General features: G+C 60.2%; 32 protein-coding genes. 8 read left to right on the forward strand and 24 right to left on the reverse strand.

Features of this window, described 5'->3' with window-relative positions; all coding sequences use genetic code 11:
• The first annotated feature begins 65 nt into the window (after positions 1–65).
• On the forward strand, positions 66–1343 hold the full coding sequence (locus PSN43_RS06585; RefSeq protein ID WP_272699928.1) for a double-cubane-cluster-containing anaerobic reductase: 1278 nt from the start codon (positions 66–68) through the stop codon (positions 1341–1343).
• Positions 1340–2119: an acyl-CoA dehydratase activase gene (locus PSN43_RS06590; protein WP_272699929.1), complete on the forward strand. Its 780-nt coding sequence runs from the start codon at positions 1340–1342 to the stop codon at positions 2117–2119. Before PSN43_RS06585 ends, PSN43_RS06590 begins: the two co-directional genes overlap by 4 nt.
• A gap of 9 nt (positions 2120–2128) precedes the next feature.
• Here PSN43_RS06590 and PSN43_RS06595 read toward each other — a convergent pair whose 3' ends face one another.
• The 11 genes from PSN43_RS06595 to PSN43_RS06645 form a co-directional block, all read right to left on the reverse strand.
• Positions 2129–2701, reverse strand: a complete 573-nt coding sequence (locus tag PSN43_RS06595) for a DUF2179 domain-containing protein (RefSeq protein ID WP_272699930.1) — start codon at positions 2699–2701, stop codon at positions 2129–2131.
• 456 nt (positions 2702–3157) lie between these two features.
• Positions 3158–4147 (reverse strand): ketol-acid reductoisomerase, encoded by a 990-nt coding sequence (gene ilvC, locus PSN43_RS06600; RefSeq protein ID WP_272699931.1) that lies wholly within the window; start codon positions 4145–4147, stop codon positions 3158–3160.
• Between the two features lie 119 nt (positions 4148–4266).
• A complete protein-coding gene (ilvN, locus tag PSN43_RS06605; protein ID WP_272699932.1) occupies positions 4267–4758 on the reverse strand; it encodes an acetolactate synthase small subunit in 492 nt (163 codons plus the stop codon).
• Between the two features lie 9 nt (positions 4759–4767).
• Positions 4768–6459, reverse strand: coding sequence for a biosynthetic-type acetolactate synthase large subunit (ilvB, locus tag PSN43_RS06610; protein ID WP_272699933.1), 1692 nt, complete (start codon positions 6457–6459; stop codon positions 4768–4770).
• Between the two features lie 3 nt (positions 6460–6462).
• Positions 6463–6693, reverse strand: a complete 231-nt coding sequence (locus PSN43_RS06615; protein ID WP_272699934.1) for a DUF465 domain-containing protein — start codon at positions 6691–6693, stop codon at positions 6463–6465.
• 20 nt (positions 6694–6713) lie between these two features.
• Positions 6714–7022 carry a DUF167 domain-containing protein gene (locus PSN43_RS06620; protein WP_272700008.1) on the reverse strand — a complete coding sequence of 103 codons (309 nt, stop codon included), beginning with the start codon at positions 7020–7022 and terminating at the stop codon, positions 6714–6716.
• 10 nt (positions 7023–7032) lie between these two features.
• Positions 7033–7536, reverse strand: a complete 504-nt coding sequence (locus tag PSN43_RS06625) for a DivIVA domain-containing protein (RefSeq protein ID WP_272699935.1) — start codon at positions 7534–7536, stop codon at positions 7033–7035.
• A 23-nt stretch (positions 7537–7559) separates the two neighbouring features.
• A complete protein-coding gene (locus PSN43_RS06630) occupies positions 7560–7868 on the reverse strand; it encodes a YggT family protein (RefSeq protein WP_272699936.1) in 309 nt (102 codons plus the stop codon).
• A gap of 85 nt (positions 7869–7953) precedes the next feature.
• Entirely contained in the window at positions 7954–8634 is a 681-nt protein-coding gene (locus tag PSN43_RS06635; RefSeq protein WP_272699937.1) for an HAD family hydrolase, read from the reverse strand.
• 15 nt (positions 8635–8649) lie between these two features.
• On the reverse strand, positions 8650–9432 hold the full coding sequence (locus tag PSN43_RS06640; RefSeq protein ID WP_272699938.1) for a hypothetical protein: 783 nt from the start codon (positions 9430–9432) through the stop codon (positions 8650–8652).
• A 14-nt stretch (positions 9433–9446) separates the two neighbouring features.
• Positions 9447–9824: a hypothetical protein gene (locus PSN43_RS06645; protein WP_272699939.1), complete on the reverse strand. Its 378-nt coding sequence runs from the start codon at positions 9822–9824 to the stop codon at positions 9447–9449.
• A 241-nt stretch (positions 9825–10065) separates the two neighbouring features.
• Here PSN43_RS06645 and PSN43_RS06650 point away from each other — a divergent pair, with 241 nt between their 5' ends.
• Positions 10066–10269, forward strand: a complete 204-nt coding sequence (locus PSN43_RS06650) for a twin-arginine translocase TatA/TatE family subunit (protein WP_272699940.1) — start codon at positions 10066–10068, stop codon at positions 10267–10269.
• Between the two features lie 393 nt (positions 10270–10662).
• Here PSN43_RS06650 and pgsA read toward each other — a convergent pair whose 3' ends face one another.
• Genes pgsA through PSN43_RS06665 form a run of 3 tightly spaced genes read right to left on the reverse strand, consistent with a single transcriptional unit; the run spans position 10663 to position 13003 of the window.
• The gene (pgsA, locus tag PSN43_RS06655; protein ID WP_272699941.1) at positions 10663–11229 is read right to left on the reverse strand and encodes a CDP-diacylglycerol--glycerol-3-phosphate 3-phosphatidyltransferase; all 567 of its coding nucleotides are present in this window, start codon (positions 11227–11229) and stop codon (positions 10663–10665) included.
• A 21-nt stretch (positions 11230–11250) separates the two neighbouring features.
• Positions 11251–12156 (reverse strand): hypothetical protein, encoded by a 906-nt coding sequence (locus PSN43_RS06660; protein ID WP_272699942.1) that lies wholly within the window; start codon positions 12154–12156, stop codon positions 11251–11253.
• Positions 12149–13003 carry a hypothetical protein gene (locus PSN43_RS06665; protein WP_272699943.1) on the reverse strand — a complete coding sequence of 285 codons (855 nt, stop codon included), beginning with the start codon at positions 13001–13003 and terminating at the stop codon, positions 12149–12151. Before PSN43_RS06665 ends, PSN43_RS06660 begins: the two co-directional genes overlap by 8 nt.
• Before the next feature lie 235 nt (positions 13004–13238).
• Between PSN43_RS06665 and PSN43_RS06670 the strand changes: the two genes are divergently transcribed.
• Positions 13239–13727: a SixA phosphatase family protein gene (locus PSN43_RS06670; protein ID WP_272699944.1), complete on the forward strand. Its 489-nt coding sequence runs from the start codon at positions 13239–13241 to the stop codon at positions 13725–13727.
• On the opposite strand, the gene miaA is transcribed toward PSN43_RS06670, so the two are convergent.
• The 4 genes from miaA to PSN43_RS06690 are packed head-to-tail and all read right to left on the reverse strand — an operon-like array spanning position 13728 to position 17340.
• A complete protein-coding gene (gene miaA, locus PSN43_RS06675) occupies positions 13728–14657 on the reverse strand; it encodes a tRNA (adenosine(37)-N6)-dimethylallyltransferase MiaA (RefSeq protein WP_272699945.1) in 930 nt (309 codons plus the stop codon). It lies immediately after the preceding gene.
• Positions 14654–15181, reverse strand: coding sequence for a pantetheine-phosphate adenylyltransferase (coaD, locus tag PSN43_RS06680; RefSeq protein WP_272699946.1), 528 nt, complete (start codon positions 15179–15181; stop codon positions 14654–14656). The genes miaA and coaD overlap by 4 nt, the downstream gene beginning before the upstream one ends.
• Positions 15169–15729 (reverse strand): 16S rRNA (guanine(966)-N(2))-methyltransferase RsmD, encoded by a 561-nt coding sequence (gene rsmD / locus PSN43_RS06685; RefSeq protein WP_272699947.1) that lies wholly within the window; start codon positions 15727–15729, stop codon positions 15169–15171. Before rsmD ends, coaD begins: the two co-directional genes overlap by 13 nt.
• 3 nt (positions 15730–15732) lie before the next feature.
• On the reverse strand, positions 15733–17340 hold the full coding sequence (locus PSN43_RS06690) for an MBL fold metallo-hydrolase RNA specificity domain-containing protein (protein ID WP_272699948.1): 1608 nt from the start codon (positions 17338–17340) through the stop codon (positions 15733–15735).
• Positions 17341–17510: 170 nt separating this feature from the next.
• On the opposite strand from PSN43_RS06690, the gene PSN43_RS06695 reads away from it, so the two are divergent.
• On the forward strand, positions 17511–18167 hold the full coding sequence (locus PSN43_RS06695) for a TIGR00730 family Rossman fold protein (RefSeq protein ID WP_272700009.1): 657 nt from the start codon (positions 17511–17513) through the stop codon (positions 18165–18167).
• A 3-nt stretch (positions 18168–18170) separates the two neighbouring features.
• On the forward strand, positions 18171–19073 hold the full coding sequence (locus PSN43_RS06700) for a DMT family transporter (RefSeq protein WP_272699949.1): 903 nt from the start codon (positions 18171–18173) through the stop codon (positions 19071–19073).
• Positions 19074–19107: 34 nt separating this feature from the next.
• Here PSN43_RS06700 and PSN43_RS06705 read toward each other — a convergent pair whose 3' ends face one another.
• The 5 genes from PSN43_RS06705 to PSN43_RS06725 form a co-directional block, all read right to left on the reverse strand.
• Positions 19108–20475: a methyl-accepting chemotaxis protein gene (locus PSN43_RS06705; protein WP_272699950.1), complete on the reverse strand. Its 1368-nt coding sequence runs from the start codon at positions 20473–20475 to the stop codon at positions 19108–19110.
• A gap of 513 nt (positions 20476–20988) precedes the next feature.
• Positions 20989–21231: a hypothetical protein gene (locus PSN43_RS06710; protein ID WP_272699951.1), complete on the reverse strand. Its 243-nt coding sequence runs from the start codon at positions 21229–21231 to the stop codon at positions 20989–20991.
• A gap of 2 nt (positions 21232–21233) precedes the next feature.
• Positions 21234–22763 (reverse strand): 2,3-bisphosphoglycerate-independent phosphoglycerate mutase, encoded by a 1530-nt coding sequence (gene gpmI / locus PSN43_RS06715; protein WP_272699952.1) that lies wholly within the window; start codon positions 22761–22763, stop codon positions 21234–21236.
• A gap of 11 nt (positions 22764–22774) precedes the next feature.
• Positions 22775–23119, reverse strand: coding sequence for a ribosome silencing factor (gene rsfS, locus PSN43_RS06720; protein ID WP_272700010.1), 345 nt, complete (start codon positions 23117–23119; stop codon positions 22775–22777).
• A gap of 62 nt (positions 23120–23181) precedes the next feature.
• Positions 23182–23769, reverse strand: a complete 588-nt coding sequence (locus tag PSN43_RS06725) for a nitroreductase family protein (RefSeq protein ID WP_272699953.1) — start codon at positions 23767–23769, stop codon at positions 23182–23184.
• A 321-nt stretch (positions 23770–24090) separates the two neighbouring features.
• Between PSN43_RS06725 and PSN43_RS06730 the strand changes: the two genes are divergently transcribed.
• Positions 24091–25395 carry a phenylacetate--CoA ligase family protein gene (locus PSN43_RS06730; RefSeq protein WP_272699954.1) on the forward strand — a complete coding sequence of 435 codons (1305 nt, stop codon included), beginning with the start codon at positions 24091–24093 and terminating at the stop codon, positions 25393–25395.
• Between the two features lie 23 nt (positions 25396–25418).
• Complete coding sequence (locus PSN43_RS06735; protein ID WP_272699955.1) at positions 25419–25850, forward strand: ACT domain-containing protein; 432 nt, start codon at positions 25419–25421, stop codon at positions 25848–25850.
• Between the two features lie 79 nt (positions 25851–25929).
• Here PSN43_RS06735 and PSN43_RS06740 read toward each other — a convergent pair whose 3' ends face one another.
• Positions 25930–26598 carry a substrate-binding periplasmic protein gene (locus tag PSN43_RS06740; RefSeq protein WP_272699956.1) on the reverse strand — a complete coding sequence of 223 codons (669 nt, stop codon included), beginning with the start codon at positions 26596–26598 and terminating at the stop codon, positions 25930–25932.
• Between the last annotated feature and the right edge of the window lie 155 nt (positions 26599–26753).

The following is a 26753-nucleotide window of genomic DNA, read 5'->3' on the forward strand; positions in this document are numbered from 1 at the left end:
TCATCTATCTACTTTTTCGATAGATAAATCGCCCAAGAATCAACACCCAGCCCATGGAGACCGTCATGTCAGATACCGGCCACCACGCAATGTGGGAAAAACTGAATATGGACCTGGAAGCCCACGACGGGCTCCTCGAAGTGCTCGGCAAATTCTACGGCGACATTTACCTGTCCCAGGAGAACAGGCTCAAGGGTGCGGAGTATCTGGACTTCGTTCTCTCCGAAGTACACGGGCTGCGGATACGCGAACTCCAGGAAGCCAAGGCGGCAGGCCGCAAGGTGATCGGCTCCTTCTGCGTTTTCGTGCCTGAGGAAATCACTCTGGCCGCCGACGCCATCCATGTCGGACTGTGTGCCGGAGCCGAGGCCGGCAGCGACCTGGCCGAACAACTCGTGCCGCGCAACACCTGCGCCCTCATCAAATCGTTCATCGGCTTCAAAATGGCCAAACTGTGCCCGTATATCGAATCCTCCGACATGATCGTCGGCGAGACCACCTGCGACGGCAAGAAGAAGGCATATGAGGCGTTCAACGAGATCGCGCCCACATATGTGATGGAAGTGCCGCAAACCAAATCGACGGCGGCCCGCGACCTCTGGAAATCCGAAATCCTCCGCTACATGAAAACCGTCGAAGAAATGACCGGCCGCACCGTCACCGCCGACAGGCTCAAGGAGGGCATTCGCATCGCCAACGGCAAACGGCGCGCCCTGCAACGGCTCACGGCCCTTCGCGCGGCCTCTCCCGCTCCCATTTCCGGACGCGACGCCCTGCTCGTCAACCAGATCAGCTTCTACGACGATCCGGTCCGGTTCACGGCCAAGATCAACGAACTGTGTGACGAGTTGGAGGAACGTATCGCGGCGGGCGGCGGCGTGGCCCCGGCGGATACCCCCAGGCTTTTGCTTTCCGGCTGTCCCATGGCCGTGCCCAATTGGAAGCTCCCCTACGTGGTGGAAAGCTCGGGTGCGGTCATCGTGGGAGAGGAATCCTGCATCGGCACCCGCAACTCCCGCGACCTGGTGGACGAATCTGGCGAAACCCTGGAAGAAATGATCGACGCCATCGCCGACCGATACATGAAGATCGACTGCGCCTGTTTTACGCCGAACGAAGAACGCCTGAACAACATCACTTCCCTGGCGAAAACGCTGAAGGCGGACGGCGTGATCCATTACAGCCTGCTTTTCTGCCAGCCCTACACCCACGAAGCCCTCAAGGTCGACAAGACGTTGCAGGCCGAAGGCATTCCCATGCTCTCCATCGAAACGGACTACTCCATGGAAGACGTGGAGCAGCTCAAGACGCGGGTGGAGGCGTTCGTGGAGACCCTTGCATGATCGTGGGACTGGACATCGGGTCCCGCTCCATAGAGCTGGTTGGCCTGATCGGCGGCGAGGTGGTGTTGTCGAGAAAGCTCCCCACCACCTTTTCCCCTCTGGATCAATGTTCCAGATTGCTGGAGGGATTGCGCCCCGCCTCCTTGGTCGGGACCGGCTACGGGCGCAATCTCATCCAGCGGCTGGACCTGGACTGCGAATGCTCGACCATCACGGAGATCAAGGCCCATGCCCTGGGCGCGGCTCACCTGTTTTCCGATGCGGCGACCGTGCTCGACATCGGCGGGCAGGATACCAAGGCCATGTCCCTGGCGGACGGCAGGGTCCTGAAATTCGAGATGAACGATCGATGTGCGGCAGGGACAGGCAAATTCCTGGAATACACGGCCGGAGTCTTCCAGATTCCGGTGGAAGAGTTCGGACCTTACGCCCTCAAAGGAGAGAATCCGCCCGAGATCAGTTCCATTTGCACGGTCTTCGCGGAAACCGAGGCGACCTCCCTCATGGCGCGCGGCGAGAGCCCCGAGGCCATCGCGCTCGGTCTGCACAAGGCCATTGTCAAACGTACCGCCAACATGCTCCGCAGGGTGGGACTCAAATTCCCCATGGTATTCACGGGCGGCGTGGCGAACAACCCCTGCGTGCTCAGACTGCTCGCCCAAGCCGTGAACGGCGAAATAGGTCGGGACATTCTCATTCCGGAAAATCCCGACCACATGGGAGCGCTCGGCGCGGCCCTGCACCGCCATAACGGCAATGCGGCCCGCGTTGCGTGACAGGCGGGATCAGAACTGCGGGACCAGGCGGCGGATAGGACGCAGGAACCTGTCCATGCGGCCGGCCGTCGGACTCGGCACCTCGCTGGCGCCCCCCGCGGTCTCGAAGGTATAGAACAAATCGGGATCGACCCCGCGAGCCTCGGACAGCACCAGCTTCATATCCTTCCGCTTGCAAACCACGAACTGAACCGAAACCGCGCCATGGCAGCCTTCACCTGCCACCGTGGTAATCATGAAACCGGCCCGGCGGACCGCGCGGGCTATCTCATCCCCGCCGTTCGCGCTGATAAGACGCACGACCACGTTGCCTAGGGCCAGCTTCTTCTCGGCCATGATGCCCACCACGTTGCCGCAGGCGAACCCGACGGCGTAGCACACGCCCAGAATCGGCTCGTCGCCGACCTTGAGCATGACGGCCGAAGTCCCGAACACCCAAAGGGTCATCTCAAAGCAGCCGAGATAAAAAGCCGCCCGGGATTCACCCAACACGGTGACCATGGTCCGCACCGTGCCGATAGTCAGCACCAGCACTTCGGCAAGGAAGACGAGCCCCCCGAGAAACAGCACATCCAAAGACATGTTTTTCACCCCTCAAAGAAAATAGAGAGCGTCCTCTAAAAACGATCACACACTGCGTCAAGCGAAAAAAACGCGGGAGGAAATAATGTCACAAACACGGCTTCCAGGCCCATTCCACGGGTATTACGACGGAGCGCTCCGCCCTCTTCCTCTCCCATTCGCCAACCTTCCGTAAACAAAGGAAGACCTTCCTCGCAGGCAAAAGAAAAGAGTCCCATATATCCAACGCCCCGCTTTCGCCGCAGAACGCACGTAACGAACCCCCTGCGCCGAAGGCGCTTACATGGGATGCAAGGGTGCGAACCCTTGCCCGCCGGAGGCGAAATCACCCGACTATCGCCGCGAAGCGGCTTTCAACACCTGATTTCCTTCTTCAGAGACTTAAACGATGAGTCCCAAAGAAAAGGCCTCCGCACAACTGTGCGGAGGCCTTTGTATGTCACAAGCGAAAGAGAGCTACTTCTTGAGCCAGCTCATCATTTTGCGGAGACGGCCGCCGACTTCCTCGATCTGAGTCTCGGCTTCGATGCGGCGCATGGTCTTGAGGCCCACCTGACCGGCCTGGTTATCCAGGATGAAGTCGCGGGCGAACTTTCCGGACTGGATGTCCTTGAGCACGCGGCGCATTTCTTCGCGGGTTTCGTCGGTGATGATGCGCGGGCCGGTGACGTAGTCGCCGTACTCGGCAGTGTCGGAGATGGAATAGCGCATGTTGGCCAGGCCGCCCTCGTACATCAGGTCGATGATGAGCTTGAGCTCATGCATGCACTCGAAGTAGGCCATTTCGGGCTGATAACCGGCCTCGACCAGGGTGTCGAATCCGGCCTTGCACAGAGCGGTCAGACCACCGCAAAGCACGGCCTGCTCACCGAACAGATCGGTTTCGGTCTCTTCCTTGAAGGTGGTCTTGATGACGCCGGAACGAGCTCCGCCGATGCCCTTGGCGTAGGCCAGAGCGATTTCAGTGGCTTTGCCGGAAGCGTCGGCGGCCACGGCCACCAGGCACGGCACTCCGCCGCCCTCGGTAAAGGTGCGGCGAACCAGATGGCCCGGTCCCTTGGGGGCGATCATGACGCAGTCCACGCCCTTGGGCGGGGTGATCTGCTGGAAATGGACGTTGAAGCCATGACCGAAGGCGATGATGTTGCCTTCTTCGAGATACGGGAGAATATCCTTCTTGAAGACCTCGGCCTGATACTGGTCGGGCAGCAGGATCATAATCATGTCGGCCTGCTTGGCGGCGTCGGCGACGGACATGGGCTCGAAGCCGTGCTCCTTGGCCAGATCGTAGTTGGGGCCACCGGGACGCTGGGCGACGATGACGTTTACGCCGGAGTCGCGCAGGTTCTGCGCATGGGCATGACCCTGGCTGCCGTAGCCCACGACGGCCACGGTTTTGTCTTTCAAAAGGCTCAGGTCCGCATCTTTCTCGTAATACACTTTCATGGGAGTTTCTCCTCGATATTATTTGCCCCCGTTGAGGGCGCAACAGCTTGAATTATATAAACATGCAAAAGACCGGGCAAGGAGCGAACTCCTGGCCCGGTGACTCGCCTGATTGCAAATTATAGGTCGATCTGCATGGATCGTCGCATTGCGACGTTGCCGGTGCGGGCGATTTCCTTGATACCGAAACGGGTGAGCAGGTTGATGATCGCGCTGATCTTTCCCTGGTCTCCCGTGACCTCAATGGTCAGTTCGTCAACGCTCACGTCTACAACCTTGCACCTGAAGATGTCAACAATACGCAGGATCTCCGCCCGTTTTGAATCTTCGGCATTGACCTTGAGCAGGACCATTTCCCGTTCAACCGAATGCAGCTCGGTAAGATCCTTCACTTTAATGGTGGGGACCAATTTCCGGAGCTGCTTGACGATCTGCTCGATGATGGAGTCGTCGCCCTCGGCCACAATGGTCATGAGGGAGACCCCCTTTTCCAGGGTCGGGGCCACGTTCAGGGAGTAGATGTTGAAGCCGCGTCCGGAAAAGAGCCCGGCCACGCGGGACAGGACGCCCGGCTCGTTTTCAACCATTACGGAAAGAGTGTGTTTGCTCATCACGGCCTCCTAAACCAGCAGCATCTCGGTCAGCGACGCTCCGGCCGGGACCATGGGGTAGACATTTTCTTCTTTTTCCACGCGGATATCCACGATGACCGGCTTGTCCACCGCAAACGCCTCGCGCAAGGTCTTCTCGACGTCCTTCTTCTCGGTCACGCGATAGCCTGCGGCTCCGTAGGCCTCGGCCAGCTTGACGAAGTCGGGCTGGGCGTCCATGCAGGTGGCGCAGTAATTCTTGTCGTAGAAAAGCTCCTGCCACTGCCGGACCATGCCGAGATAACCGTTGTTGAGAATGACGATCTTGACCGGCAGTTTGTTGCACACGGCGGTCATCATCTCCTGGATGCACATCTGTATGGAGCCGTCCCCGGCGATGTCGATGACCAGCTTGTCTGGGAAGGCCCTCTGCGCGCCCAGGGCCGCCGGAAAGCCGTATCCCATGGTGCCGAGACCGCCCGAGGTCAGCAATGTGTTGGGCCGGGTGTATTTGAAGAATTGGGCAGCCCACATCTGGTTCTGCCCCACTTCCGTGGCGATGATGGCGTCGCCCTTGGTTATTTCATAAATCTTTTCGACCACGAACTGGGGCTTGATGCTGTCGGAGTCGTCCTTGTAGGTCAGCGGATGCTCCTTGGCCCAGCCCTGAACCATGTCCACCCAGGGCTTATGGTCGGCAGCCCAGTCGAATTCGTCCAGCGTGCCCTCGGTCTCCGCCTTGAGAGAAGCCAGGGCGGGCTTGCAGTCCGCCACCAGGGGCACATGGACCGAGACGTTTTTCTGGATGGAGGTCGGGTCAACGTCAATATGCACGATTGTCGCGTTGGGCGCGAAGGTGTCCACCTTGCCGGTGACGCGGTCGTCGAACCGCGCGCCCACTGCCAGGAGCAGATCACAGTTGTTCACGGCCATGTTGGCCGCATAGGTGCCGTGCATACCGAGCATACCGAGAAAGAGCTCATCGTCGCCCGGAAACGCGCCCAGGCCCATGAGGGTGGACGTCACCGGAATGTGGAGCGTCTGGCCCAGCCAGGTGAGGTCTTCGTGGGAGCCGGAGGTTATCACTCCGCCGCCGGAATAGATCAACGGCCGTTTGGCCTTCTTGAGGAGTTTGACCACCTTGCGGATCTGGCCGATGTGCGGCTTCCGGGTCGGTTTGTAGCTGCGCATGGACACGCTGTCCGGGTACTCGAACTCGGCCACCTGCTGCTGAATGTCCTTGGGCAGGTCCACCAGCACCGGGCCGGGACGTCCTAAGCGGGCCAGATAGAACGCCTGCTTGACGGTCCGGGCCAGGTCCTCGATGTCCTGCACCAGGTAGTTGTGTTTTGTGCAGGGCCGGGTGATCCCGACGATGTCCACTTCCTGGAATGCGTCATTGCCGATCAGGGCCCGGGGCACCTGACCGGTAAAAATGACGACCGGAATGGAATCGGCGTAAGCCGTGGCGATTCCGGTCACGGTATTGGTGGCGCCGGGGCCTGAGGTGACTAGGCATACCCCTACCCGGCCGGTGGCGCGGGCATATCCGTCGGCGGCGTGAATGGCCCCCTGCTCGTGACGCACCAGAATGTGCTCCACGGACGAATTGGGAATCTCGTCATAAATGTCGATCACGGCTCCCCCGGGGAAACCGAACATGACATCAACACCTTCCTCTTCCAGACACTTCAACAGAATCTGGGCCCCGGTCAATTTCATCGGCTATGCCTCCAATTTGCGATATTTGTCGAGCAGAGCCAGCAAGGTCGTCTTGCCCGCCAGCTTCTTCTTTTTGAGCTCCTTCACTTCCTGCATTTCAGTAGGAGACAGGTAGGCCTTGGACTCAAGCTTATCCAGCATTTTTTCGTAATTGTTATGTTGATCCCACAGAGCCTTGAGTTGCGAATCTTCGGCCCCGTACTTCTCAATGAGTTCAAGGTCTTTGGCTTCCATGTGTTGCTCCTTTTTACAGGTTAACGCGGTGACTCGCCTGGAAGAAGACTTCCCCAGTCCGGCTCTCCCGCAATATTAAGGGCCAGGTGCTTTTTCCGGCTGGAGTGGCCGGAGGCGATCTCCACCTGACTTTTTTTCAACCGCAACAACCTGGCGATGAATTCGACCAACCCCTTGTTGGCCTTGTTGTCCACCGCCGGTGCCCTAAGGCGAACTTTCAGGCACCCCTGGTACACGCCGGCGATCTCGTCCTTTCTTGCGCCCGGTTGGGCCCAAACGTCGAGGGACCACCCCGACTCCCGCCTTGAAACGAACTCCGGCCTTGAAATACGATTCTCCCTATTCGACCTTCTTCAGGTACTTGAGCTTGGACTCGATCTCCTCGACCTTGTCCCTTTCAGGATCGCTGTGCTCAAGCATTTCAAGATGCGCGTTGAGCATCCCCTTGAGCTGGACCTCGAACTGGGTGCGGGTCCGCTTCAGGGACTCTATCTCCTCATGGATATGAGCCAGGCGGTTGTGCCCCTTGCGCACGGTTTCGTCCGCCTTGGCGCGCGCCTCGTCCAGAATGAGCCGCGCCTCGCGACCGGCCGCGACCTTGAGATCGTCGACCATCTTCTGAGTGGACATGAGCGTGTCGCGCAGGGTCTCGTCGCGCTGGCGGTACTCCTTGAGGGAACTTTCCAGCCGCTTGATCTTCACGCGCATGGCCTTCTGCATGTCGGCCGCGTCGCCCAGGACTTCGGCCAGCTCAAGCATGAACTGGTCGACCTCGGCGCGCGAATAGCCGAGCAGGCCCCGCGAGAACTGTTTGTTGAGCAAATCGATCTTGGAAACCGTCACCACAGTCCTCCTTGGTCAAAGGGCTACATGGACATCCCGGAGCCCATGGAATAGGCCAATCGCAGGAGGTTCCCCACCACCACGATCTGGCAGACCTTGATGGCCAGCAGCACCACGATGGGGGAAAGGTCGAAACCGCCGACAACGGCGAACGGAATCCAACTGCGAATCTTGTAGAAAACAGGCTCGGTCACGCCGCGCAGAAAACGCACGACGGGGTTGTACGGGTCCGGATTCACCCAGGACAGGAGCGCAGATATGATGACGACCCAGAAGTAGGCAGAGAGAACGATGTCGAGAACTGTAGCAATTGCTTGGACAATCAAGTCCATGAGGCCTCCAAACGACGCGGTGCCAAGCACCGGTGATTAGTATCAATGTTGGTAATTTCGCATACGGGAATGCAAGAATCAAGTCCTAAAACGCGGGGGCGCACCCTTTATAGCAGCGTTGCATGGCCGCCCGGATGGCCCAGAAATTCTCAACGTGCACATCGGCCTCAAGGCCCTGGTCGCGATATGCCCAGAAACGCACCCCCGCCGCCTGCGCGGCCCGCTGGTCCACCACGGAGTCGCCGATGTAGGCCACTTCGTCCGGACGCACACCGTGTTCCTGCATGATCCGGAACAGCCCCTCGGGATGCGGCTTGGGCTTGCTGACCTTGCAGGAAGTGATGACCGGGTGGAAGAATCCCTCCAGATCCGTAAGCTTGAGGACCAAATCCATGGACGAGCCCCGGCTGGTGTTCACGGCCAGACCGAACCCGGCCGAGCGGAGCCAGCTCAAGAACTCGCGGATGCCCTCCGAACGCTTAAAGTACGGGGCCAAGGACGCCTGGTTCATGGTCGCGCCGATCTGGAAAGCCCGCTCAAGCTTGTCGGCGGGAACGATATGGCGCACGGCTTCTTCGTGGGTGCGCGTGTGCACATAATACTTCTCGGCCTCGGTCATGGGCGGCAGCCCCAGCTCGCGCCGGATGGTGCCGTAATAGACCATATTGGCCTCATAGGAATCGATCAGCACCCCGTCATTGTCGAAGACAACGGTCTTGACGCCCTCGATCAGGCGGGGGTTCATCAATGGGTTGGCTATCGCCATGTATCACTCCGAAATCTATTTGAGAATTGCGACGGTCAGTTCCTTCAAGGCCGCAGGCATCCCCTTGGGCTCGCTGCGGCGGCAGCCAAACCGCCAGGCCGGGGCCGTGGCCCGCAGGAGTCCGTCCTCCCCTTCCTCGAAGGCGATGCCGAACTCTTCCCAAACCTCGAATATCTCGGGATCGGCGCAGACCAGCTCGGCGTCCCCGGGGATGAAGGCGGGCAAAGCCTCGATCACCCGCTGCCAGGGCAACTGGATTTCCTGGCCGGCGGACGCGCCCCCGGTGTGGCTTAAAGTCTCGCCCAAAGCGGTCTCCCGCTCACCAAGGCTGTCTTCCTCGTCCACCCCGATAGTCCGGTCCATGGAGTCCCAATGGTCCTTGATCCCCTCTTCGAGCCCGACCAGTTCCAGGATGCGCTCTTCAAAGGACCAAGCCAGAAGCAGCACGAACTGGGCCTTGGAACGGGCGTCACGCTCTTCACGCTCCGCCTTCGATCCCTGCCCGTCATCGAACTGGCGGGTCAACTGGGCCTGGATGGACATGGACGAGCCCTCGTAGAAATCGTCGGAGGTCAAGGCTCCGAAATAGGCCATTTCACTGGGGTCCTTGAACTGCTCTCCAAAATTGATGCAGTCCTTGATGAGCGACCGCGCCGTCTTCGGATCAAGGGGCAGCCCTTCGGGCCGAAATGCGTGGTGATCGGCCTCGTCGGTCAGGCCGGGATCGAAAAAGGTCAGTCCGTCGAGGTCGTCGCCCGACCACAATTCGGGATGCATGTAGGGAAAAGCCAGCAGCATGATGCGCAATCTCCTTAGCTCTGTTCGTCGGTGTTCAGACCGTAATGGCGGCACCGCCCGTTACATCGGGGCAGCCCCATGACGCAGACCCCGTCCAGATGGTGGCCGCAACCCGGCGCGTCCGTGCCGGGCCTGTAGGTGTACATCCCACAGTGGAACGTGTCCCGGGCCATCCGCTGGAATTGGCGTCCCCAGAGGTCGGGGGCCGCGTCCTCGGCCACGCCGAAGAATTCGGCGCGCCGCAAAAAATCGTCGAAGGAAGACTCCCACCGGGCCGTAACCTGGCAGCGCCATGACTTCGTGTATCCGGGATTGAGCCACTCCTCGTAAAGGCAGCGGCCATTGAGATGATGCCGACAGTCCGTGCCCGGCAACCGGGAAATTCTGCTCATCCGTACCCTTGATTCAGTGCGTGCGAAATCTTCGGAGCCGTGACCGGCCGGTCTTCCTGCGCCAATGGGGATCATGTAAGGCCCGAGCATTCAATTGTAAAGTCAAACCGGCCTTTTCCCGGCCGCGACACGGCCGGACCATATCGGGGAAATGATCCGCCGTCCTTGACTGGGCAATGAGGCGGGTGTATAGCCCTAACACAAATAATCGCGAAGTCATTCACGCAATTGGAGGCAATATATGATTGGCGGATTCGGCGTTTGGGAACTCTTGATTATCCTCGTTATTGTCCTGGTCATTTTCGGCGCGAAAAAGCTTCCGGAAATCGGCGGCGGCATCGGCAAAGCCATCAGCAACTTCAAAAAGGCCACCAGCGAGCCTGACGAAATCGACGTGACCCCCAAATCCTCCACCTCCGAAGAAGAGAAGAAGAAGGACAGCTAGACACTGCCCTAATCACATAGCTTTTCCGGCCCGCCTGCAAACGCAGTCGGGCCTTTTTATTTCCCTGGCCCTTCCTTTATTCTCAACTCCTTTAATGCCCAAATACCCCGGCGCACGATCAGCCCAAATACTCTCCCCCAAAAAAAGACCTATATATCCCCCCCCTTTCGCAGCAAAACGCTGCCAAACCCCAAAAGCCCGCGCCGAAGGCGCATACAAGGGATGCAAGGGTGCGAGCCCTTGCCCGCCGGAGGCGAAATCACCCGACTATTGCCGCGAAGCGGCTTTCACCACCTGATTTCCTTACCACAAGCTAAAGGGGTATCCCCCCCAAAAAAAAGGGAAGCTCAACGAGCCTCCCTCTTTCCTTTCCTCTGTCCACCCAACGATCTGTTAAGCAGTGCCTTCTTCCGAGAAAATTTCGAATCCGCGGCGGACGTAGGCAATGCCGGAGAGGATGGTGGAAATGGCGGTAACGGCCAGCAGCCCATTGATGATGAAGCCGTAATCCAGCTTGAAGGTGCGATGGATCATGACCGACACGACGAAAAGGATTTGGGCGGCCGTGTTGAATTTGCTGATCCAGATGGGCTTGATTCGGTTCTTCACGTCCACGCCGAGGAAAGCGAGCACGGCCAGGCCGCCGACGATAATCAGATCGCGGCTGACCACCAGGACGGCGAACCAGAAGGGAATCCATCCCTTGACCGCCAGACAGATGAAGGAAGTCACCAGCAGCGCCTTGTCGGCCAGGGGATCGAGCACTGCCCCGAGTTGCGTGCGCTGATTCCATATGCGGGCCAGGAAGCCGTCGAAGGCGTCGGTCAGACCGGCCACGGCGAACAGCATCCAGGCGAGATTGAAATTCTCGCCCACGTAGGCCACGACGAAAAGCGGCGTCAACAGTATGCGGACGACGGTCAGAATATTGGGAACCGTCCAGATTGCGTCACGCGACACGTTGCTCGTCCCCTCTCCCGCCTAGTCCTTGTTCCCTTCGGCCAGATGGAAACTCAAACCACGCTGGGGCAGAAAGGCATTGAGCTGCGTTTCCAGCCGGTTGCGGTTGACCACGGTAAGAGTCCAGGTGGCCCCGGCCCCGGTGGGCTGCATATCCATCTCCACAAGCTGCGCATTCTGCACGGCGGAATCCCAACCGTGCAGCACGCGATCGAACTCCAGCACGCCATCGGCGGAGAACCAGCCGGAAACGGTCAGGGATTCGCCGCCTCCCCGCGCAGCCTTGGCCACGGGACGATTGAAGAACCTCGGCCAGAGAGTGAACCAGGCCTGGGCCATGTCGCCGTTGAGGGCCAACCACTCCTCGCCGTTGTAGGACAGGCGGCATCGATAGACGCCCTTCTCGTCGCCCCGCTCCAGGGTGAACACCGGAGAGACTCCCTCGGCGGGTGCGATTCCGGTCAGTGCGATGAGATGGTGCAGGGCCAACAGCTCCTCGTCGGCAAGGTCTCCGGGCCAGACAACGGTGGCGGGCTGAGGCTGGGACAGGGTGGCGAAAAGCCCCATGGAGCCCAGGCTGTCGCGCAGGGTCCGGCGATCCACCCGCACGTCCATGGTCAGGTCCAGGCCTTCCGGGGTATTCTGAAAGGAGACGACCTTGTACCCCTGAATAAACGGCTCGGCGTGCCCCGCGAGATACTCCTTGAACAGAGCGGTACGCTCCTTGGAAAGCTTGCCCGAAAGCATGACCGAAGCCTCGTCCAGCACGGCCTGCGCGAACCCCTGCGAGCGGGCCTTTTCGCGTAGCTCGGGCTGGGACACGCCTTCCGCGGCGGGTTCGAACACCTGCACCTGACCGGCGAAGGCCTCGGGCCACGCGGTCAACAAGCAGCAGGCAACAGAAAAAATGAACAGCAATCTACGCATCGCCCTCTCCCTTGGCGGCTCCGGCCGCATCCCCGCTTTCTTGGCTGTTGTCCGGACGGTCCACCAGGATAACCACCCTGCATCCGTCCGCGACCGGGCCGGTCTTGGTCACAGCCCGGACAAGCCGGGCGTCGTCGGCCGCAATGACCACATCGGTCCGCCACGAACCGTAGGCGCTCAGCCCACGGACCATCAGCGGCCTGTCGCCGACACGCTCGGCCAGCACCTTGGGGTTGTCGCTGTCAGAATAGGCGACCATGCCCTTTTCCACCACGCTGTTCCGGCTGACGCCGTAATAACCGTAGGCTCCGTAACCGTCCTGGCCGAAAATGACCGGGGCCAGCGCCGGAGTGATCCCGAGTCCTCGGGCGTCGATGACCACGCCGGTATAGCCGCGAGCGTCGCCGCCGACGGCTTCGGGCGCATCGCCGGGCAACTCCGGTCCCCTCGCCGTGGAAAGCTTGGGAGGAATGCCGCTCTGAAACTGAATGGTGGTGGGCAGAATAAGTTCGGCCAACTGTCCGCGAAGCCGTTCAGAGACGCGGATGGTGCCCGCCTCGTCGTAGAGGCCCGGTCCCCGATATAGGGAATTCTGGATGATGCCGCGCACCTGGGCGACGGCGTCGCTGTTCCCGGACAGAAAAGCGCGCACGGTCTGACGGCCGTCGATGCGCACGGACATGACCATATCGAGAAGCTGTTTACGCGCCTGGGTCACGGCCGTACGCAGGGCCAGCGGGGAAAGCGCCGCGTTGGACTCGTCCGAAGACGCGCCCTCGACGCCACGCGCCACGACCACCTCGCCGGTCCCCCAAGCGATGGAACCATTCGTCCCAACGGGCTGCACAAACCCGTCAAAGGCGAAAGTCGGCAGCGGTAAAAGCAAAAACGACAATATGATGGGAATAAATATTCGAAACGGCATTTGGCAATTGTCCTGAAGTGTTCATGGCCTCGGGCGGCCGGAATGGCCAAGGCTTCATCCATGTATCGCGCTTGCCGCTTTTCTGCAAGCCGCTTGCCGCTGGGCGGGTCCGGTGCTACCCTGGTTCGGTTACGCAAATCAACTATCGGAGCGAGACATGCTTATCCATCTCATGCAGCACGGAGCCTGCCTTCCCAAGGAAGTCAATTTGAATCAGCCCCTGAGTCCGGTGGGTCGGGAACAAGTGGAGAAATCCGCCAGGTCCGCGGCCATTCTCGGCCTGCGCTTCCAGCTCGTGGTGGCCAGCCCCAAGCTCCGCTCCTTCCAAACCGCCGAGATCATGGCCAAGCGAACGGGCTACCCGGCCTCGCGCATAGTGGTCACGGACGCGGTCAAAGCCATGGCCCCGGCTTCGGAAGCCTTACGATTCATCAAAGAATACGATGGGCTGGATTCCATTTTCATCGCCGGGCATCTGCCCTCGCTGGCCCTTCTGGCCTCGGCCATCCTGTCGCCGGCCAAAGGGGTGGACGTCCGAGTGGAAAACGGCGGGCTCATGCAGATCGCCCTTGAACCGGGCCAGGCAGCCGGGACCCTGAACTGGGCCATGACCCCGACGCAATTGGCCGTCCTGGCCGGGTGCTGATCAACTCCGCTCGGACAGCCATGACTCCACGAGATCGGCAACGCCCTCGCCGTTGCCGGGCGCAAACCAGTGGATGCCCTCTTCCTTGTTGAACCAGGTGATCTGCCGCTTGGCATACGCCCGGGTGTTCTTCACCCAGTGCTCGCGTGCCTGAACCATGGTTGACCGGCCCCGCAGGAAGGCGAGAAGCTCGGCGCAACCGATGCCGGTCCAGCCCGGCGCGTCCGGGTCAGGGCAACGCTCGAAAGCCGCATGAGCCTCGTCCAGGGCTCCCAGGTCGAGCATCATGTCGATACGTTTCGCCAGATGCGGCTCCAGGTCGTTCAGGGCGATGCGCATTCCCACCTTGAGGGCGTCGTATGGCGCCGGGGCGTGCTCGCTTTCGGTGTGCCACCAGGTCATGGTCCGGCCCGTGGCCAGGTGGACCTCGGCGGCACGGGCGTTGCGCTGGGTGTCGTTGGGGTGAATCTTGGCCGCGTAATCCGGATCGGAACGCGTCAACTCGGCGTGCAGGGCCTGAGGCCCCTCCTTGGCGATACGATCGAGAACCTGCCGACGAATCTCGGCGGGAATATTCGGTATGGGCGCAATACCGGACAGAAGCGAACGGAGATAGAGGCCGGTGCCACCCACCAGAATGGGCAGTCGGCCCTCCCCGCGCACCGCCTCGATTGTATCCACGGCCAGCTCCACGAACCGCGCCGCGTTCATTTTCTCTTCCGTCGGCAGGAAGCCGTAAAGATGATGCGGGCAAGCGCCGCGCTCATCCTCGTCGGGCTGGGCAGTGATGATCGGGAAGTCCCGGTATACCTGGCGGGAATCAAAATTGATCACGGCGGCGGGCCGACGCCCTGCAATGGCGATAGCCGCCGCCGTCTTGCCCGTGCCGGTAGGCCCGAGCAGACAAACTATGGGAGGCTTGCGGCTCATATGTAGTGATTTTGTCCCCAGTCCTGGGGTTTGACGCCGTATTTGACGGAAAGGGCCGTGGCCACCGGGCCGGGCACCAAGCCGCGAATGTCCCCGCCGTACTGGGCCACTTCCTTGACGATGGTGGAACTCAGATACATCCACTTGAAGTCGGTCATCATGAACACGGTCTCGATATCTCCCTTGAGCTTGCGGTTCATGAGCGCCATCTGGAACTCGTACTCGAAATCCGAAACCGCACGCAGCCCGCGCATGATGGACCCGGCCCCCCTGCTCTCCACGTAATCGATGAGCAGGCAATCAAAGGATTCCACTATAACCCTCGGCTCGTCGCGAAACACGTCCTTGGCCAGGGCGACCCGTTCGCCCACGGTCAGCAGCGTCTTCTTGGGCGTGCTTTCGGCCACCGCAAGAATGATGTTGTCGAAGACATTCAGCCCCCGGCGGGTCAGGCTCACGTGGCCCATGGTCAAAGGATCGAAGGTGCCGGGGTACACGGCCAGCCTGGGGTTCATTTTCGCCATATCAAAATCCTGGTTTGACCGTATTCACGGTCGGTTAACAATTCCATTTCCCCGACAGGGCCTTCCTGCGGGGCTTCCACGGAATTTTCCACTTCGGCCAGCACCAACGCTCCCTGCGCTATCCAGCCGTTTTCCAAAGCTTTCTCAAGAGCCGGAACAAGAAGATCATAGCCATAGGGCGGATCGATAAAAATCAGATCGAAGGGCTGATCCGGCCTTGCGGACAGTACACTGAATAGGTCTTTGCAAACCACTCTGAAATGATTTTTATCGACTTTGAGGTCCGCCAGATTGCGGCGGATCAAGGCCGCGGCCTTGGGGCTCTTTTCGACAAACCAGGCCGTGGGCGCGCCCCGGCTGAGGCATTCGAGAGCCAGCGAGCCGGACCCTGCGAACATGTCGATAACCCTCGCATGGCCGAAGTCGACGCCCCTGGCCATGAGCATGGAAAAAACCGATTCCCGCACCTTCATGGTGGCGGGCCGGTATCCCGGTCCCTCGCAGGTCAGAATCCTGCGCCCTTTGTATTGTCCACCAATAATCCGCATCGGCTACATCTCGGAGACGAGCTCCACGATATTTCGGTTGATGTCAAGAAGCTTGTCGCGCAATTCCGCCTGATCGACCCAGGGGCGCTTCTCCACGTCCCGGATACGATCGCGCAGCTCCCGGTAAAGATTCTCGGAATCGGCCAGCAGGAAATTCCAGTCCACGCGCGGCCGAGCCACTTCCATATCCACCACGGGCTGCAAGTCCTTGCCCGGCTCAAGATCAAGCACTTCCATATATTCGGGAATATGCACCACGAACCCGAACTTCTCGGTAATGAGCCTGGCGAACTCCTTCTGCACTTCGGCCTCGCCGTGGACAAGCAGGATCTTGATGGGCTTGCCCTGCATGGTGCCGAGCCAGTCCACGAGTTCGTCCTGTCCGGCATGGCCCGAGAACCCGTTGATGGTGAAGACCTTGGCCTTGACCAGCACCTCTTCGCCGAAAATGGTTATCTTATCGGCCCCGTTGACGATCTTGCGGCCCGGCGTGCCCACGCCCTGCCAGCCCACGAAGACCACGCTGGCCCCGGGCCGCCACAGGTTGTGCTTGAGGTGATGCTTGACGCGGCCCGCATTGGCCATGCCGCTGGCCGAAATGATGATGGCCGGGCCCTTCGACTCGTTGATGGCCTGGGACTGCTCACGGCTCTGGGTGAAATGCAGGTTGGGCAGATCCAGGGGATTTTCTCCGGCCTCGATGTATTTCTGGGTCGCCGCATCGTAATATTCCGGATGCTTGCGGAATATCTCCGTGGCCCTGATGGCCAGCGGACTGTCCAGGTAAACGGGCATGTCGGCGGGCAGCTTGCCCTGCTTGCGGAGCAAGAACAGGGAATAGATGATCTGCTGGGAACGCTCCACGGCGAAAGCCGGAATCACCACTTTCTCGCCGTTGCCGTAACTATAGGCGATGGCCTCGGCCAGCTCGTCCAGACTGCCTTCCGCGTCGACATGGTTGCGGTTGCCGTAGGTTGACTCCATGAAGAGGTAGTCGGCGCATTCCATATCCGAAGGGTTGTTGACGATAAGCTGTTCCGGCCTGCCAAGATCACCGGAAAAGACGGCCTTGGTCATCTTGCCGTCCTCCTCGTACTCGATCTCGATGAAGGCCGAGCCGAGGATGTGCCCGGCGTCCTTGTAGGTCACCTTGATGCCGGGGACGGGTTCGAAAGTCTTGGAATATTCAATGGGCGCGAACAGGGGCGTGGTCCGCTCCGCGTCGGCGATGGTGTAAAGCGGCTTTACCATGTCTCCGCCGGTCCGCCGCTGCTTGCGGTTGTCCCATTCCGCTTCCATTTCCTGAATATGGGCGGAGTCAAGCAGCATTATTTCCAACAGGTCGCGGGTGGGCTCGGTGCAGTAGATGGGGTTGCGGTAGCCCTTGGCGACCAGAGCGGGCAAAAGCCCCGTATGATCGATGTGAGCGTGAGTGATAAGAATGAAATCCAGCTTCTTGGGACCGTAGGCGTCTATATTCCAGTTCCGTTTTTCTATTTCACGGTTGCCCTGGTGCATTCCACAGTCCACGGCGAAACGCCTGCCGCCGCATTCGAGGATGAAACAGGAACCACTAACGGTACGGGCGGCGCCCATGAAGGTGACTTTCATACGTTGTCCTCGTGTTGGCATTCCATCCCGTTATCGAAGTAATAGCCCTTCCGAACGGGACAAAATCAGTGTAATGAAGCTTTCAGCGGAAACAGCATCCGCCGCCCGGACTACATGCCTTATAAACCGTATCCAGGCAACCTTGCCACGGAAACACAGGAGAACCAATGATACATCGTTCCAAGCAATATCTCATCGATGATCTGTCCATTCACGAGTCCTGGCGGCTCTTCAAGATCATGTCCGAAATTGTCGACGGTTTCGAAAACCTGTCCGAGATCGGCCCGGCCGTATCCGTGTTCGGCTCGGCCAGGGTCAAACCGGACGAACCGCTCTACCAGAAGACCGAGCAGCTGTCCAAGGCCCTGTCCGAAGCCGGATTTTCGGTCATAACCGGCGGCGGCCCGGGCTTGATGGAAGCCGGAAACAAGGGTGCGTTCGAGAACGACGGCGAATCCATCGGCCTGCACATCCACCTGCCCATGGAACAGAAGAGCAACGCGTTCCTGAACGTCAAGAGCGAATTCCGCTACTTCTTCATCCGCAAGCTCATGTTCATCAAGTATGCGCTGGCCTACGTTGCGCTGCCCGGCGGATACGGCACCCTGGACGAGCTTTCCGAAGCCCTGGTGCTTATCCAGACCCACCGCATCAAGCCGTTCCCCATCGTACTCTTCGGCACCGAATTCTGGACGGGGCTCATCGACTGGTTCAGGGACCAGATGGTCTCCAACGGCTTCTGCAAGGCCGAAGACCTCGAATTGTTCATCGTCACGGACGACGTGAGCGAAGTAGTCAGCCACATCCGCAAGCACGTAATCGTCTAGCCCGTGACCGACAACCGGAAAGCCCTTCTCTTCGGCCTGGCCACGGTGACCATCTGGTCCACCGTGGCCTCGGCCTTCAAAATCGCCCTGCGCGGGCTGGACCCGCTCCAACTCCTGCTCTGCGCCTGCGCGGTTTCCATCGCGGCTCTGACGCTGATCCTGTCTTTCCAGGGAAAACTCGGCGAAATCCGACGAATGGGGCGCAGGGAAACCCTGCGTTGCGCCCTGCTCGGCGCGCTCAACCCGTTTCTCTACTACGCCATCCTGTTCAAGGCATACGACCTGCTGCCCGCCCAGGAAGCCCAGCCCATAAACTACACCTGGGCCGTGACGCTGTCCCTGCTGTCCGTGCCCCTGCTCGGCCAGAAACTCTCTTTCAAGGACTTGGGCGCGATCGTCCTCAGCTACCTCGGCGTCGTGGTCATATCCACCCACGGCGACCCGTTCTCCATGCGCTTCTCCAGCCTGCCCGGCGTGGCCCTGGCCCTGGGCAGCACGATCATCTGGGCCGTCTACTGGATTTTCAACACCAGGAGCAAAGCCGACCCCATCGCCGGGCTGCTTCTCAGCTTCCTGACAGGCTTTCCGTTGATTCTGGCGGCCACGCTGCTCTTTTCCGAACTGCCGCCTCTGGAACCCCGCCCGCTCCTGGCCGCCGCATATGTGGGCCTCTTCGAAATGGGCATCACCTTCGCCCTCTGGCTCACGGCCATGAAATACGCAGCCAAGCCGTCGGGCGGCGGCACCGCCCGCGTGGCCAACCTCATTTTCCTTTCGCCCTTTCTCTCCCTGATCTTCATCCACTTCCTGGTGGGCGAAACCATCCACCCCGCCACCGTGGCGGGCCTAGCCTTCATCATCGCGGGCAACGCCCTGATGCAGTACAGGCCCAAGAAACGCGCCTGACCCGATTCGCCAGTGAGAAGGAATCCGCGCGCCGCTATCGCAAGCCGCCTCCCAAAACACTGACATCCGCGGCGATGACGCCGAGGACCTGCCCATCCCGGCCGAAATAGGGACCGGACACGGTGATGCACTCTCCGCCCGAAGCCGAGGATGTGTACACATCGGAAATCTGAAAAGTTCGGTTGTCCATCGCCCCCCGGAACCAGGGCCGTCCGCTCCAGTCCGCGCCAAAGGCCGCAGGGTCCTCGGCGAAGCCGGAAACCTTGCCCCCCATGTTGCTGACCGTCTGCCTGCCGTGCCCGTCGGTGGCATACAGGAGCTCCAGAAAATCATTCTCCCGCAAGGCGCTGCGCATGGCCTGCTCCAGGGGTTCGCGCCGCCCGGACCGGACCTCTTCGGAACCGGCCAGGACGCCGAGAATTTCCTGAACCCTGCCGCTGCCGACCAACCGAAACACGCCGGTCATGACCGCCAATTCCTCCACTCGCGCGGACAGATCTTCCACGGCGCCGACCGCCTCGGCCATCCCCTGGTCCGTGGCCAAGGAGATATCATGCACAGCGGCAATGGTCCGAGTGACCTCCTCGCTCGACACCGACTGCTGAGCCGAGGCGGCGGCAATGGCTCCGATGCGTTCGGCGCTGATGCCGGAATGGGACACGATCTCTTCCAGGGCGGCCCCGGACTCCCCGGCCATCCCGGCGGCTTCGTCCGCCAGTCCGGCCATGGCCTTGACGCCGTCAATGGTTCGAGCCACCTGAGCCTGAATGCCCTGGATGGCGACACCGACGTCGCGGGTGGCTTCCATGGTCTTTTCGGCCAGCTTGCGCACCTCGTCGGCCACCACAGCGAAACCGCGTCCGGCCTCCCCCGCCCTGGCGGCTTCGATGGCGGCGTTGAGAGCCAACAAATTCGTCTGGTCCGCGATGTCGGAAATCACGCCCATTATTGCCCCGACCCCCTCCGCCTGGGAGCCAAGCCCGGCCACGCTCTCCATCAAGGATTGGGAATTGCGGGAAACCTCGCTGATGGAATCCAGGGTCCGGGCGACAACAGCCGAACCGGCCTCCGCGCGCTCCATCACCATGTCCGCCTCTGAAGCGGCCGCGCCGGCCCCGGCCGCGGTCTCGCCCACGGCCGCATTCATCTCCTCCATGGCCGAAGCCGCTTCGCCCATGAGCCGCTGCTGCTCCGCCGCACCGGCCCGCGCCTTGCCCGAAGCAGCGCCCAGAATGACCGAATGATCGCGAATGGACTGCACGGAACGCTCAAGGGTTCCGGCGGCGGACAAGAGCCCTTCGCACCTAGCGGCCTCGCCATGCCTGCGCGCCTGCTCGGCCCGGACCAAAGCATCCCGCGCGCGGGAGTCGGCCTCCCGGGCTACAATTTCGCTCTTTTCCACCTGAGATTCCAACTCACCAATGTAATTGACAATATGGTTCAAATTCCCAGAAAATCTGTCAAAAATGTCACAACCGTCGATAAACGCCTCCACATCGGGGATTCCCTTTGCCGCGCGTTCCGATATTTGCGCCAATTCATTATATTTATTGTGGATCATCTTGGCAGCCAACAGACCGCAGGACACACAGGCCGCCACAGTAAGGGCAATCAGGACAACCAATCCCCAAGCCGATCCGCCGGATAACCCCGACAGAATTGTCACCCCGCCGTCCGAGGCCAGGGCCGTACCGTTCGCAAACGAAACGCCCAAGATCGTGGAAAACACCGCCAGTACCGCCATAAACATGCTCATTGCTCGCATCGTAGTCCTTCTCCGCCGAATTAAGACAAAAATTGATGCGGAACATAAGCAAGACCCGGACCACGGTTCGGGATTCGAAAAACGAAAAGGCCGGTCGAAGCGTTTCCGCCTCGCCCGGCCTTATAACCATACAGTCTATTTGATGCCGTTCTACAGGAAGTCAGGATCGATGCCCGCCTTGCCTCCGGCCAGAATGAGCTTGAGGTAACGGATGGTCCGATCGTCCACGGGCACGATCGGAAAGTTCTCGCGGCAGGCGTCGCACTGGGCCATGGCGGGCCTGGACGGAGCGATGAGGGGAACCTCGCGGCCGCAGTGCGGACAGGGGTAGAGGAATATCATCTCCATGGCCGCAGGCTTGACCGGGGTCATGGGTTTCTTGCTTTCAGCCATGCTTATCCCTTTTGTACCAGGTTCTTGCCGGTCATCCCGGCGGGCGGCTCCAATCCCCACAGACCGATGACGGTGGGGGCGATATCGCCGAGGATTCCCTCTTCGAGCACCGCGTCCTCACGCCCCTTTTCCATAAAGACAAGAGGCACCGGATTGGTGGAATGGGCCGTGTGCGGAGCGCCTTCGGCGTCCAGCATCTGCTCGGCGTTGCCGTGGTCGGCGGTCATGAGCACCCGGCCGCCGCTTTCGAGCACCGTATCCACGATGCGGCCCACACAGCCGTCCACGGCAACGCACGCCTTTTCAGCGGCCTCCATGACGCCCGTGTGTCCGACCATGTCCAGATTGGCCAGGTTGCAGACGCACAAATCGTATTCACCCCACTTGCCGATCAGGGTATCCGCGACTTCGTCCGCGCTCATCTGCGGCTTGAGGTCGTAGGTCGCCACCTCGCGCGGAGACGGGATCATGATCCGGTCCTCGCCGGGGAATGGCTCCTCGCGCCCGCAATTGAGAAAATAGGTCACATGGGCGTACTTCTCGGTCTCGGCAATGCGCAACTGCTTCATGCCCCGGCCCGAGGCGAACTCGCCCAGGGTGCCCTCATAATTCTCCGGCGGAAAAGCCGTTTCCATGGGGAAACCGGATTCGTACTGGGTCATGGTCGCAAAGGCGGCCAGATCGGGCATGTTGGGGCGATCGAATTCGCTGAAATCCTTGTCAAAGATGGCCCGGCTGATTTCCCTGGCGCGGTCCGCGCGAAAATTGAAGAAAAACAGGCCGTCGCCGTCGCCGATGCGGCCATTCACGCCCGTCACCACGCTCGGCTTGACGAACTCGTCGAATTCGCCCGCCGCATAGGAAGCCTCGATGGCCGCGACAGGATCGTCGACCTCGACGCCCCGACCGTCCACCAAAGCCCTGTAGGCCACTTCCACACGCTCGAACCGCTTGTCGCGATCCATGGCCCAGAACCGACCGGACAAAGTCGCGATCCTGCCCACGCCGAGTTCGTCCAGCTTGGCCAGGAGGGTGCGCATGTAGGCGAGACCGCCCTTCTGCGCCGTGTCGCGGCCGTCCATGAACAAATGGACATAGACCTCGGGAACGCTCTCCGCCTTGGCCATTTCCAGCAGGGCGAACAGGTGGCGCAGATGGGAATGCACCCCGCCGTCCGAGAGAAGACCCATGAGATGGAGCCGTCCGGAACCGGCCTTGGTCTTGTCCATCATCCCCTTGAGGACCGGATTCTTCGCAAAGGAGCCGTCCTCAATGGACATATCGATGCGGGTCATGTCCTGGTAGATGACCCGACCGCCGCCGATGTTCATGTGCCCCACCTCGGAGTTGCCCATGAAACCGTCGGGCAGCCCCACGGACCGGCCGGAGCAGATCAGACGGGTGGAGGGATAGTCGGCCAGGAGCCGATCGATATTCGGGGTGGCGGCATTGCGCACGCAGTTGCCCGCGCCTTCCGGGGCGATGCCCCAGCCGTCCAGTATCAGCAGAAGCGTCTTCTTTGGTTCGGCCATGTCCTTGTCCGTCACGCCTCCAGCCCCACTCTGGGAGCCTCGGTCCACATGCCTTCGATGTTGTAGAATTCCCGCAGGTCGTCCAGGAAGACGTGAACCAGCACATCGTTGAGGTCGATCAGGACCCACTCGCCGGTCTTGTGGCCTTCCATGCTCAGGAATTCCATGTTTTCCTCGGCGGCCTTGTCCAGGACATGGGAGGCCAACGCCTGCGCGTGCTTCACGCCCCTGGCCGAAACCACCAGAATCATGTCCGTGACCGAGCTCAAGCCGGTCACGTCGATAAGGGTGATCCGCTCGCCCTGCTTGTCGTCAAGCCAACCGGCCACGCTACGGGCCTTGTCCACGCTTGCCATCTCTGCGAATTTTTTCTCTTTATTAATCAATGTATGTCCTTGATGTTTGCCGTTTGACGGCATCAGTCTTCGGGAAAACGCCCCACCAGCAGCTCGTCGAGCCCGCGTTTGGGCACATGATGCTTCCCGTCCTCGCCGGTCCAATACTTTATACTGCCGCCGGAGGGAAGCGGTTCCACAACCACATCCTGGGCCGGAACGCCCAGAGCCAGAACCATCAGAATCTCGTAACGATCAGGGAGATCGAATATGGCGGCCAGCTTGGGTCGGTTTACGGTGGCGATGATGCAGCCGCCGTATCCCTTGTCCACGGCCCCGAGCATGAGGGTCTGGCAGGCTATGCCGTGGTCGCAGCCGGGAGAATCGGCCAACTCCCTGTCCAGGAGCATGACGATGTACCCAGTGGGCCGCTCACCCTCGGCCGGGCCTTTCCAATCCGTAAGATAACCGGCCCAGCCCAGAAGCGGAAACACCTTGGCGCATTGCTCCGGGTCGGCGGTGACGATGTACTTGAGAGGCTGCATGTTCCGGCCCGAAGGCATGAACCGGGCGAGATCGACCAGTTCGACCAGTTCGTCCGCGCGTATCGGCCTGCTCTCGTCGAACTTCCGCCGGGTCCGGTTGCGCTCCACCAATTCCCTGAATGTCATGACGACTCCAATGTTGGTTGTTAACCTCGGATTGTGTAATGCACTTTGGGACGGTCCGCAACAATCACGCCCGCCGCACGCCGCGCGAGCCGCCGGAAACCACAAAATTCTTGACGGTAATCCGATCATGGGGCACTGTTCGACCTATGCGGAATTTCCTATTTGCTCGCTTTTTTCAGTTTACGAACTCCTTATAGGAGGCTCGTGGCTTTTGAAGCGACGCAAGGAAGGCGCTAATGCGAACCACGGGCTGTATCAGACCGTGGTTTTTTTAATGTGGACACCAGGGCCGATTTAAGGCCGCCCAAGGAGGATGAAGGGATGATCTACGACGTTAAGAATGAGACGCTGCCCAGGGAGGACCTGGAAGCCCTCCAATTACGAAGGCTCCAGGCTTTATGTGAACGGGTGTACGCCAACGTTCCGTTCTACAAGAAAAAATTCGATGAGAAAGGGGTCAAGCCTCAGGACATCAAAACCCTGAAGGACGTCAGGCTGCTGCCGTTCACCGTCAAACAGGACCTCCGCGACCAGTATCCCTTCGGGATGTTCGCCGTGCCCAAGGACCAGATCGTCCGCATCCATTCCTCCTCCGGCACCACCGGCACGGCCACCGTGGTAGGCTACACCAAGCGGGACATCGAGAACTGGGGCCAGCTCGTGGCCCGGTGCCTGATGGCCGCGGGAGCCTCCGCGTCGGACACCGTCCACAACGCATACGGCTACGGACTTTTCACCGGCGGCCTGGGCGCGCACTACGGTGCCGAAGCGCTGGGCGCCACAGTGGTTCCCATGTCCGGCGGCTCCACCCGCAGGCAGGTAACCCTGCTCAAGGACTTCGCCCCGGATGTCATCTGTTGTACCCCCTCCTACGCCCTGTTCCTGGCCGAGACCGGCCTTGAAATGGGCATCGACATCCGCGATCTGCCCCTGCGCATCGGCATTTTCGGAGCCGAGCCCTGGACCAACGAAATGCGCACGGAAATCGAAAAGAAACTCGGCATCACGGCCATCGACATCTACGGACTGTCCGAGGTCATGGGCCCGGGCGTGGCCATCGAGTGCGCGGCCGCCCAGGACGGCCTGCACATCCAGGAGGACCACTTCCTGGCCGAGACCATCAACCCCGTGACCGGCGAACCCGTCGCACCGGGCGAGGAAGGCGAGCTCGTCTTCACCACCTTGACCAAGGAAGGCATCCCGCTCATCCGCTACCGCACCCGCGACCTGACCGTCCTGAACACCACCCCGTGCAAATGCGGCCGCACCACCGCCCGCATGAAGCGCGTGACCGGCCGTTCCGACGACATGCTCATCATCCGCGGCGTCAACGTGTTCCCGTCCCAAATCGAATCCATCCTCATCGACACCGAGGGGCTTACGCCGCATTACCAGCTTATCGTGGAGCGGCAGGGCAACCTCGACACCCTTGAAGTCCGCGTGGAAGTCAATGAGGCCCTGTTCTCCGACGAGATCAAGAGTTTACAGCGTGTGGAATCGAAGGTAATGAAGAACATTAAAGAATTCCTCGGCGTCACCGCCAAGGTCAAGCTCGTCGAGCCCAAGAGCATCGAACGTTCCTTGGGCAAGGCCAAGCGAATCATCGACAACCGCAACAAGGGCTAACCCGACAAGCCAAGGAGCACACCATGAAAGTCGATCAACTCTCCATATTTCTGGAAAACCGGGCCGGTCGCCTGGCCGAGGTCACCCGCATCCTGTCCGATTCAGGCGTGAATATCCGCGCCCTGTCCCTGGCCGACACTTCGGATTTCGGCATTCTGCGCCTCATCGTCTCGGATTTCGAGAAGGCCAAGGACAAGCTGAAGGCGGCGGGCTTCACCGTGGGCCGCACCTCGGTAGTGGCCGTTGAGGTCAACGACCAGCCTGGCGGCCTGCACAATATCCTGGGTATGCTCCAGGAAGCGGGCATCAACGTGGAATACATGTACGCCTTTGTCCAGCAGTCCGGAGACTCCGCGGTCCTCATTTTCCGCTTCGACCGTACCGACCAGGGCATTGAACTGCTCAGCAAAAACAACATCACCATCATCCCCGGCGACAAGCTCTACACTATGTAGCCCCGCGCAACATCGCGAAAAAAAGGGTGAAGGCGTCAAGCCCTCACCCTTTTTTCCGTCCCCCCAAGGGAACCGAAGCTCAATACTTGTCCATGATCTTTTCGTAGACCCCTTCCATCCGATTTCGGCGAATGAGTTCATCGACCTCGGGCAGACGCTCTTCCCAGCCTGAATACCGGTTGAAGACCAAACGCAGATCGGTATTGCCGAGCGCACGCATGGAGTCGTGAAAATCCGTCCAGCTCAATTCCGCAGACCGACGGATTATCCACCGGGCCGTATACTGATCGAACAGAGCAGCATCCACCCTCCCCGCCTTGAGCATCCGCAGCAGGACCACGTCGCTGTTCACGTCATAGCGGTTGGCCTTACCGCTCCTGAACAGCGGCTCCACTTCGGGATACCTGAAGGACTTGATGCAGCCGATGGTCATGCCGACCAAGCTGAACGGCCCCTTATACTCCAATGGATTGTCCTTCCTGGAAAAAAGGACAGTCTTCAAATTCAAGACAGGTTCGCTCCACAGGTAGAGATCGCAATTGTCGATCCAATCCTTGGACTCCAATCTCGTATAAACAGTGTCCCCCGGTATCCGCAGCACGCTTCTGGAAGCCGGAATCATCTTCACGCGGACCTCGACCCCTTCGGGCATGGAAACGCGGATGATCTCCGACGCAGCCCCGGTCGGCCTCCCTTCGAGCATCATCTCGAACGGCGGCCACCCCCTGGAGAACTGAGCGAACGTCACGGAATCGCCGGCCAACGCAGGGCAACCGAAGCGTATGCTTCCCGCCAACAGCAACGTCGACACAACAAGCCATTTAACACGCTTAAAAAACAACTAGAAAGCTCCTTTCTCAAGACAGGAACAAAATTAGGGATGCGAATCATTATCCCAAAGGA

The organism is Desulfovibrio sp. Fe33, from assembly GCF_028532725.1.
GTDB lineage: Bacteria > Desulfobacterota > Desulfovibrionia > Desulfovibrionales > Desulfovibrionaceae > Pseudodesulfovibrio.

Bases quoted from the DNA above. Each gene is read 5' to 3' on its own strand.
- PSN43_RS06585 (WP_272699928.1), top strand. From the start codon at position 66: ATGTCAGATACCGGCCACCACGCAATGTGGGAAAAACTGAATATGGAC.
- PSN43_RS06590 (WP_272699929.1), top strand. From the start codon at position 1,340: ATGATCGTGGGACTGGACATCGGGTCCCGCTCCATAGAGCTGGTTGGC.
- PSN43_RS06595 (WP_272699930.1), bottom strand. From the start codon at position 2,701: ATGTCTTTGGATGTGCTGTTTCTCGGGGGGCTCGTCTTCCTTGCCGAA.
- ilvC (WP_272699931.1), bottom strand. From the start codon at position 4,147: ATGAAAGTGTATTACGAGAAAGATGCGGACCTGAGCCTTTTGAAAGAC.
- ilvN (WP_272699932.1), bottom strand. From the start codon at position 4,758: ATGAGCAAACACACTCTTTCCGTAATGGTTGAAAACGAGCCGGGCGTC.
- ilvB (WP_272699933.1), bottom strand. From the start codon at position 6,459: ATGAAATTGACCGGGGCCCAGATTCTGTTGAAGTGTCTGGAAGAGGAA.
- PSN43_RS06615 (WP_272699934.1), bottom strand. From the start codon at position 6,693: ATGGAAGCCAAAGACCTTGAACTCATTGAGAAGTACGGGGCCGAAGAT.
- PSN43_RS06630 (WP_272699936.1), bottom strand. From the start codon at position 7,868: ATGGACTTGATTGTCCAAGCAATTGCTACAGTTCTCGACATCGTTCTC.
- PSN43_RS06635 (WP_272699937.1), bottom strand. From the start codon at position 8,634: ATGGCGATAGCCAACCCATTGATGAACCCCCGCCTGATCGAGGGCGTC.
- PSN43_RS06640 (WP_272699938.1), bottom strand. From the start codon at position 9,432: ATGCTGCTGGCTTTTCCCTACATGCATCCCGAATTGTGGTCGGGCGAC.
- PSN43_RS06645 (WP_272699939.1), bottom strand. From the start codon at position 9,824: ATGAGCAGAATTTCCCGGTTGCCGGGCACGGACTGTCGGCATCATCTC.
- PSN43_RS06650 (WP_272699940.1), top strand. From the start codon at position 10,066: ATGATTGGCGGATTCGGCGTTTGGGAACTCTTGATTATCCTCGTTATT.
- PSN43_RS06660 (WP_272699942.1), bottom strand. From the start codon at position 12,156: ATGCGTAGATTGCTGTTCATTTTTTCTGTTGCCTGCTGCTTGTTGACC.
- PSN43_RS06670 (WP_272699944.1), top strand. From the start codon at position 13,239: ATGCTTATCCATCTCATGCAGCACGGAGCCTGCCTTCCCAAGGAAGTC.
- miaA (WP_272699945.1), bottom strand. From the start codon at position 14,657: ATGAGCCGCAAGCCTCCCATAGTTTGTCTGCTCGGGCCTACCGGCACG.
- coaD (WP_272699946.1), bottom strand. From the start codon at position 15,181: ATGGCGAAAATGAACCCCAGGCTGGCCGTGTACCCCGGCACCTTCGAT.
- rsmD (WP_272699947.1), bottom strand. From the start codon at position 15,729: ATGCGGATTATTGGTGGACAATACAAAGGGCGCAGGATTCTGACCTGC.
- PSN43_RS06690 (WP_272699948.1), bottom strand. From the start codon at position 17,340: ATGAAAGTCACCTTCATGGGCGCCGCCCGTACCGTTAGTGGTTCCTGT.
- PSN43_RS06710 (WP_272699951.1), bottom strand. From the start codon at position 21,231: ATGGCTGAAAGCAAGAAACCCATGACCCCGGTCAAGCCTGCGGCCATG.
- gpmI (WP_272699952.1), bottom strand. From the start codon at position 22,763: ATGGCCGAACCAAAGAAGACGCTTCTGCTGATACTGGACGGCTGGGGC.
- rsfS (WP_272700010.1), bottom strand. From the start codon at position 23,119: ATGGCAAGCGTGGACAAGGCCCGTAGCGTGGCCGGTTGGCTTGACGAC.
- PSN43_RS06725 (WP_272699953.1), bottom strand. From the start codon at position 23,769: ATGACATTCAGGGAATTGGTGGAGCGCAACCGGACCCGGCGGAAGTTC.
- PSN43_RS06730 (WP_272699954.1), top strand. From the start codon at position 24,091: ATGATCTACGACGTTAAGAATGAGACGCTGCCCAGGGAGGACCTGGAA.
- PSN43_RS06735 (WP_272699955.1), top strand. From the start codon at position 25,419: ATGAAAGTCGATCAACTCTCCATATTTCTGGAAAACCGGGCCGGTCGC.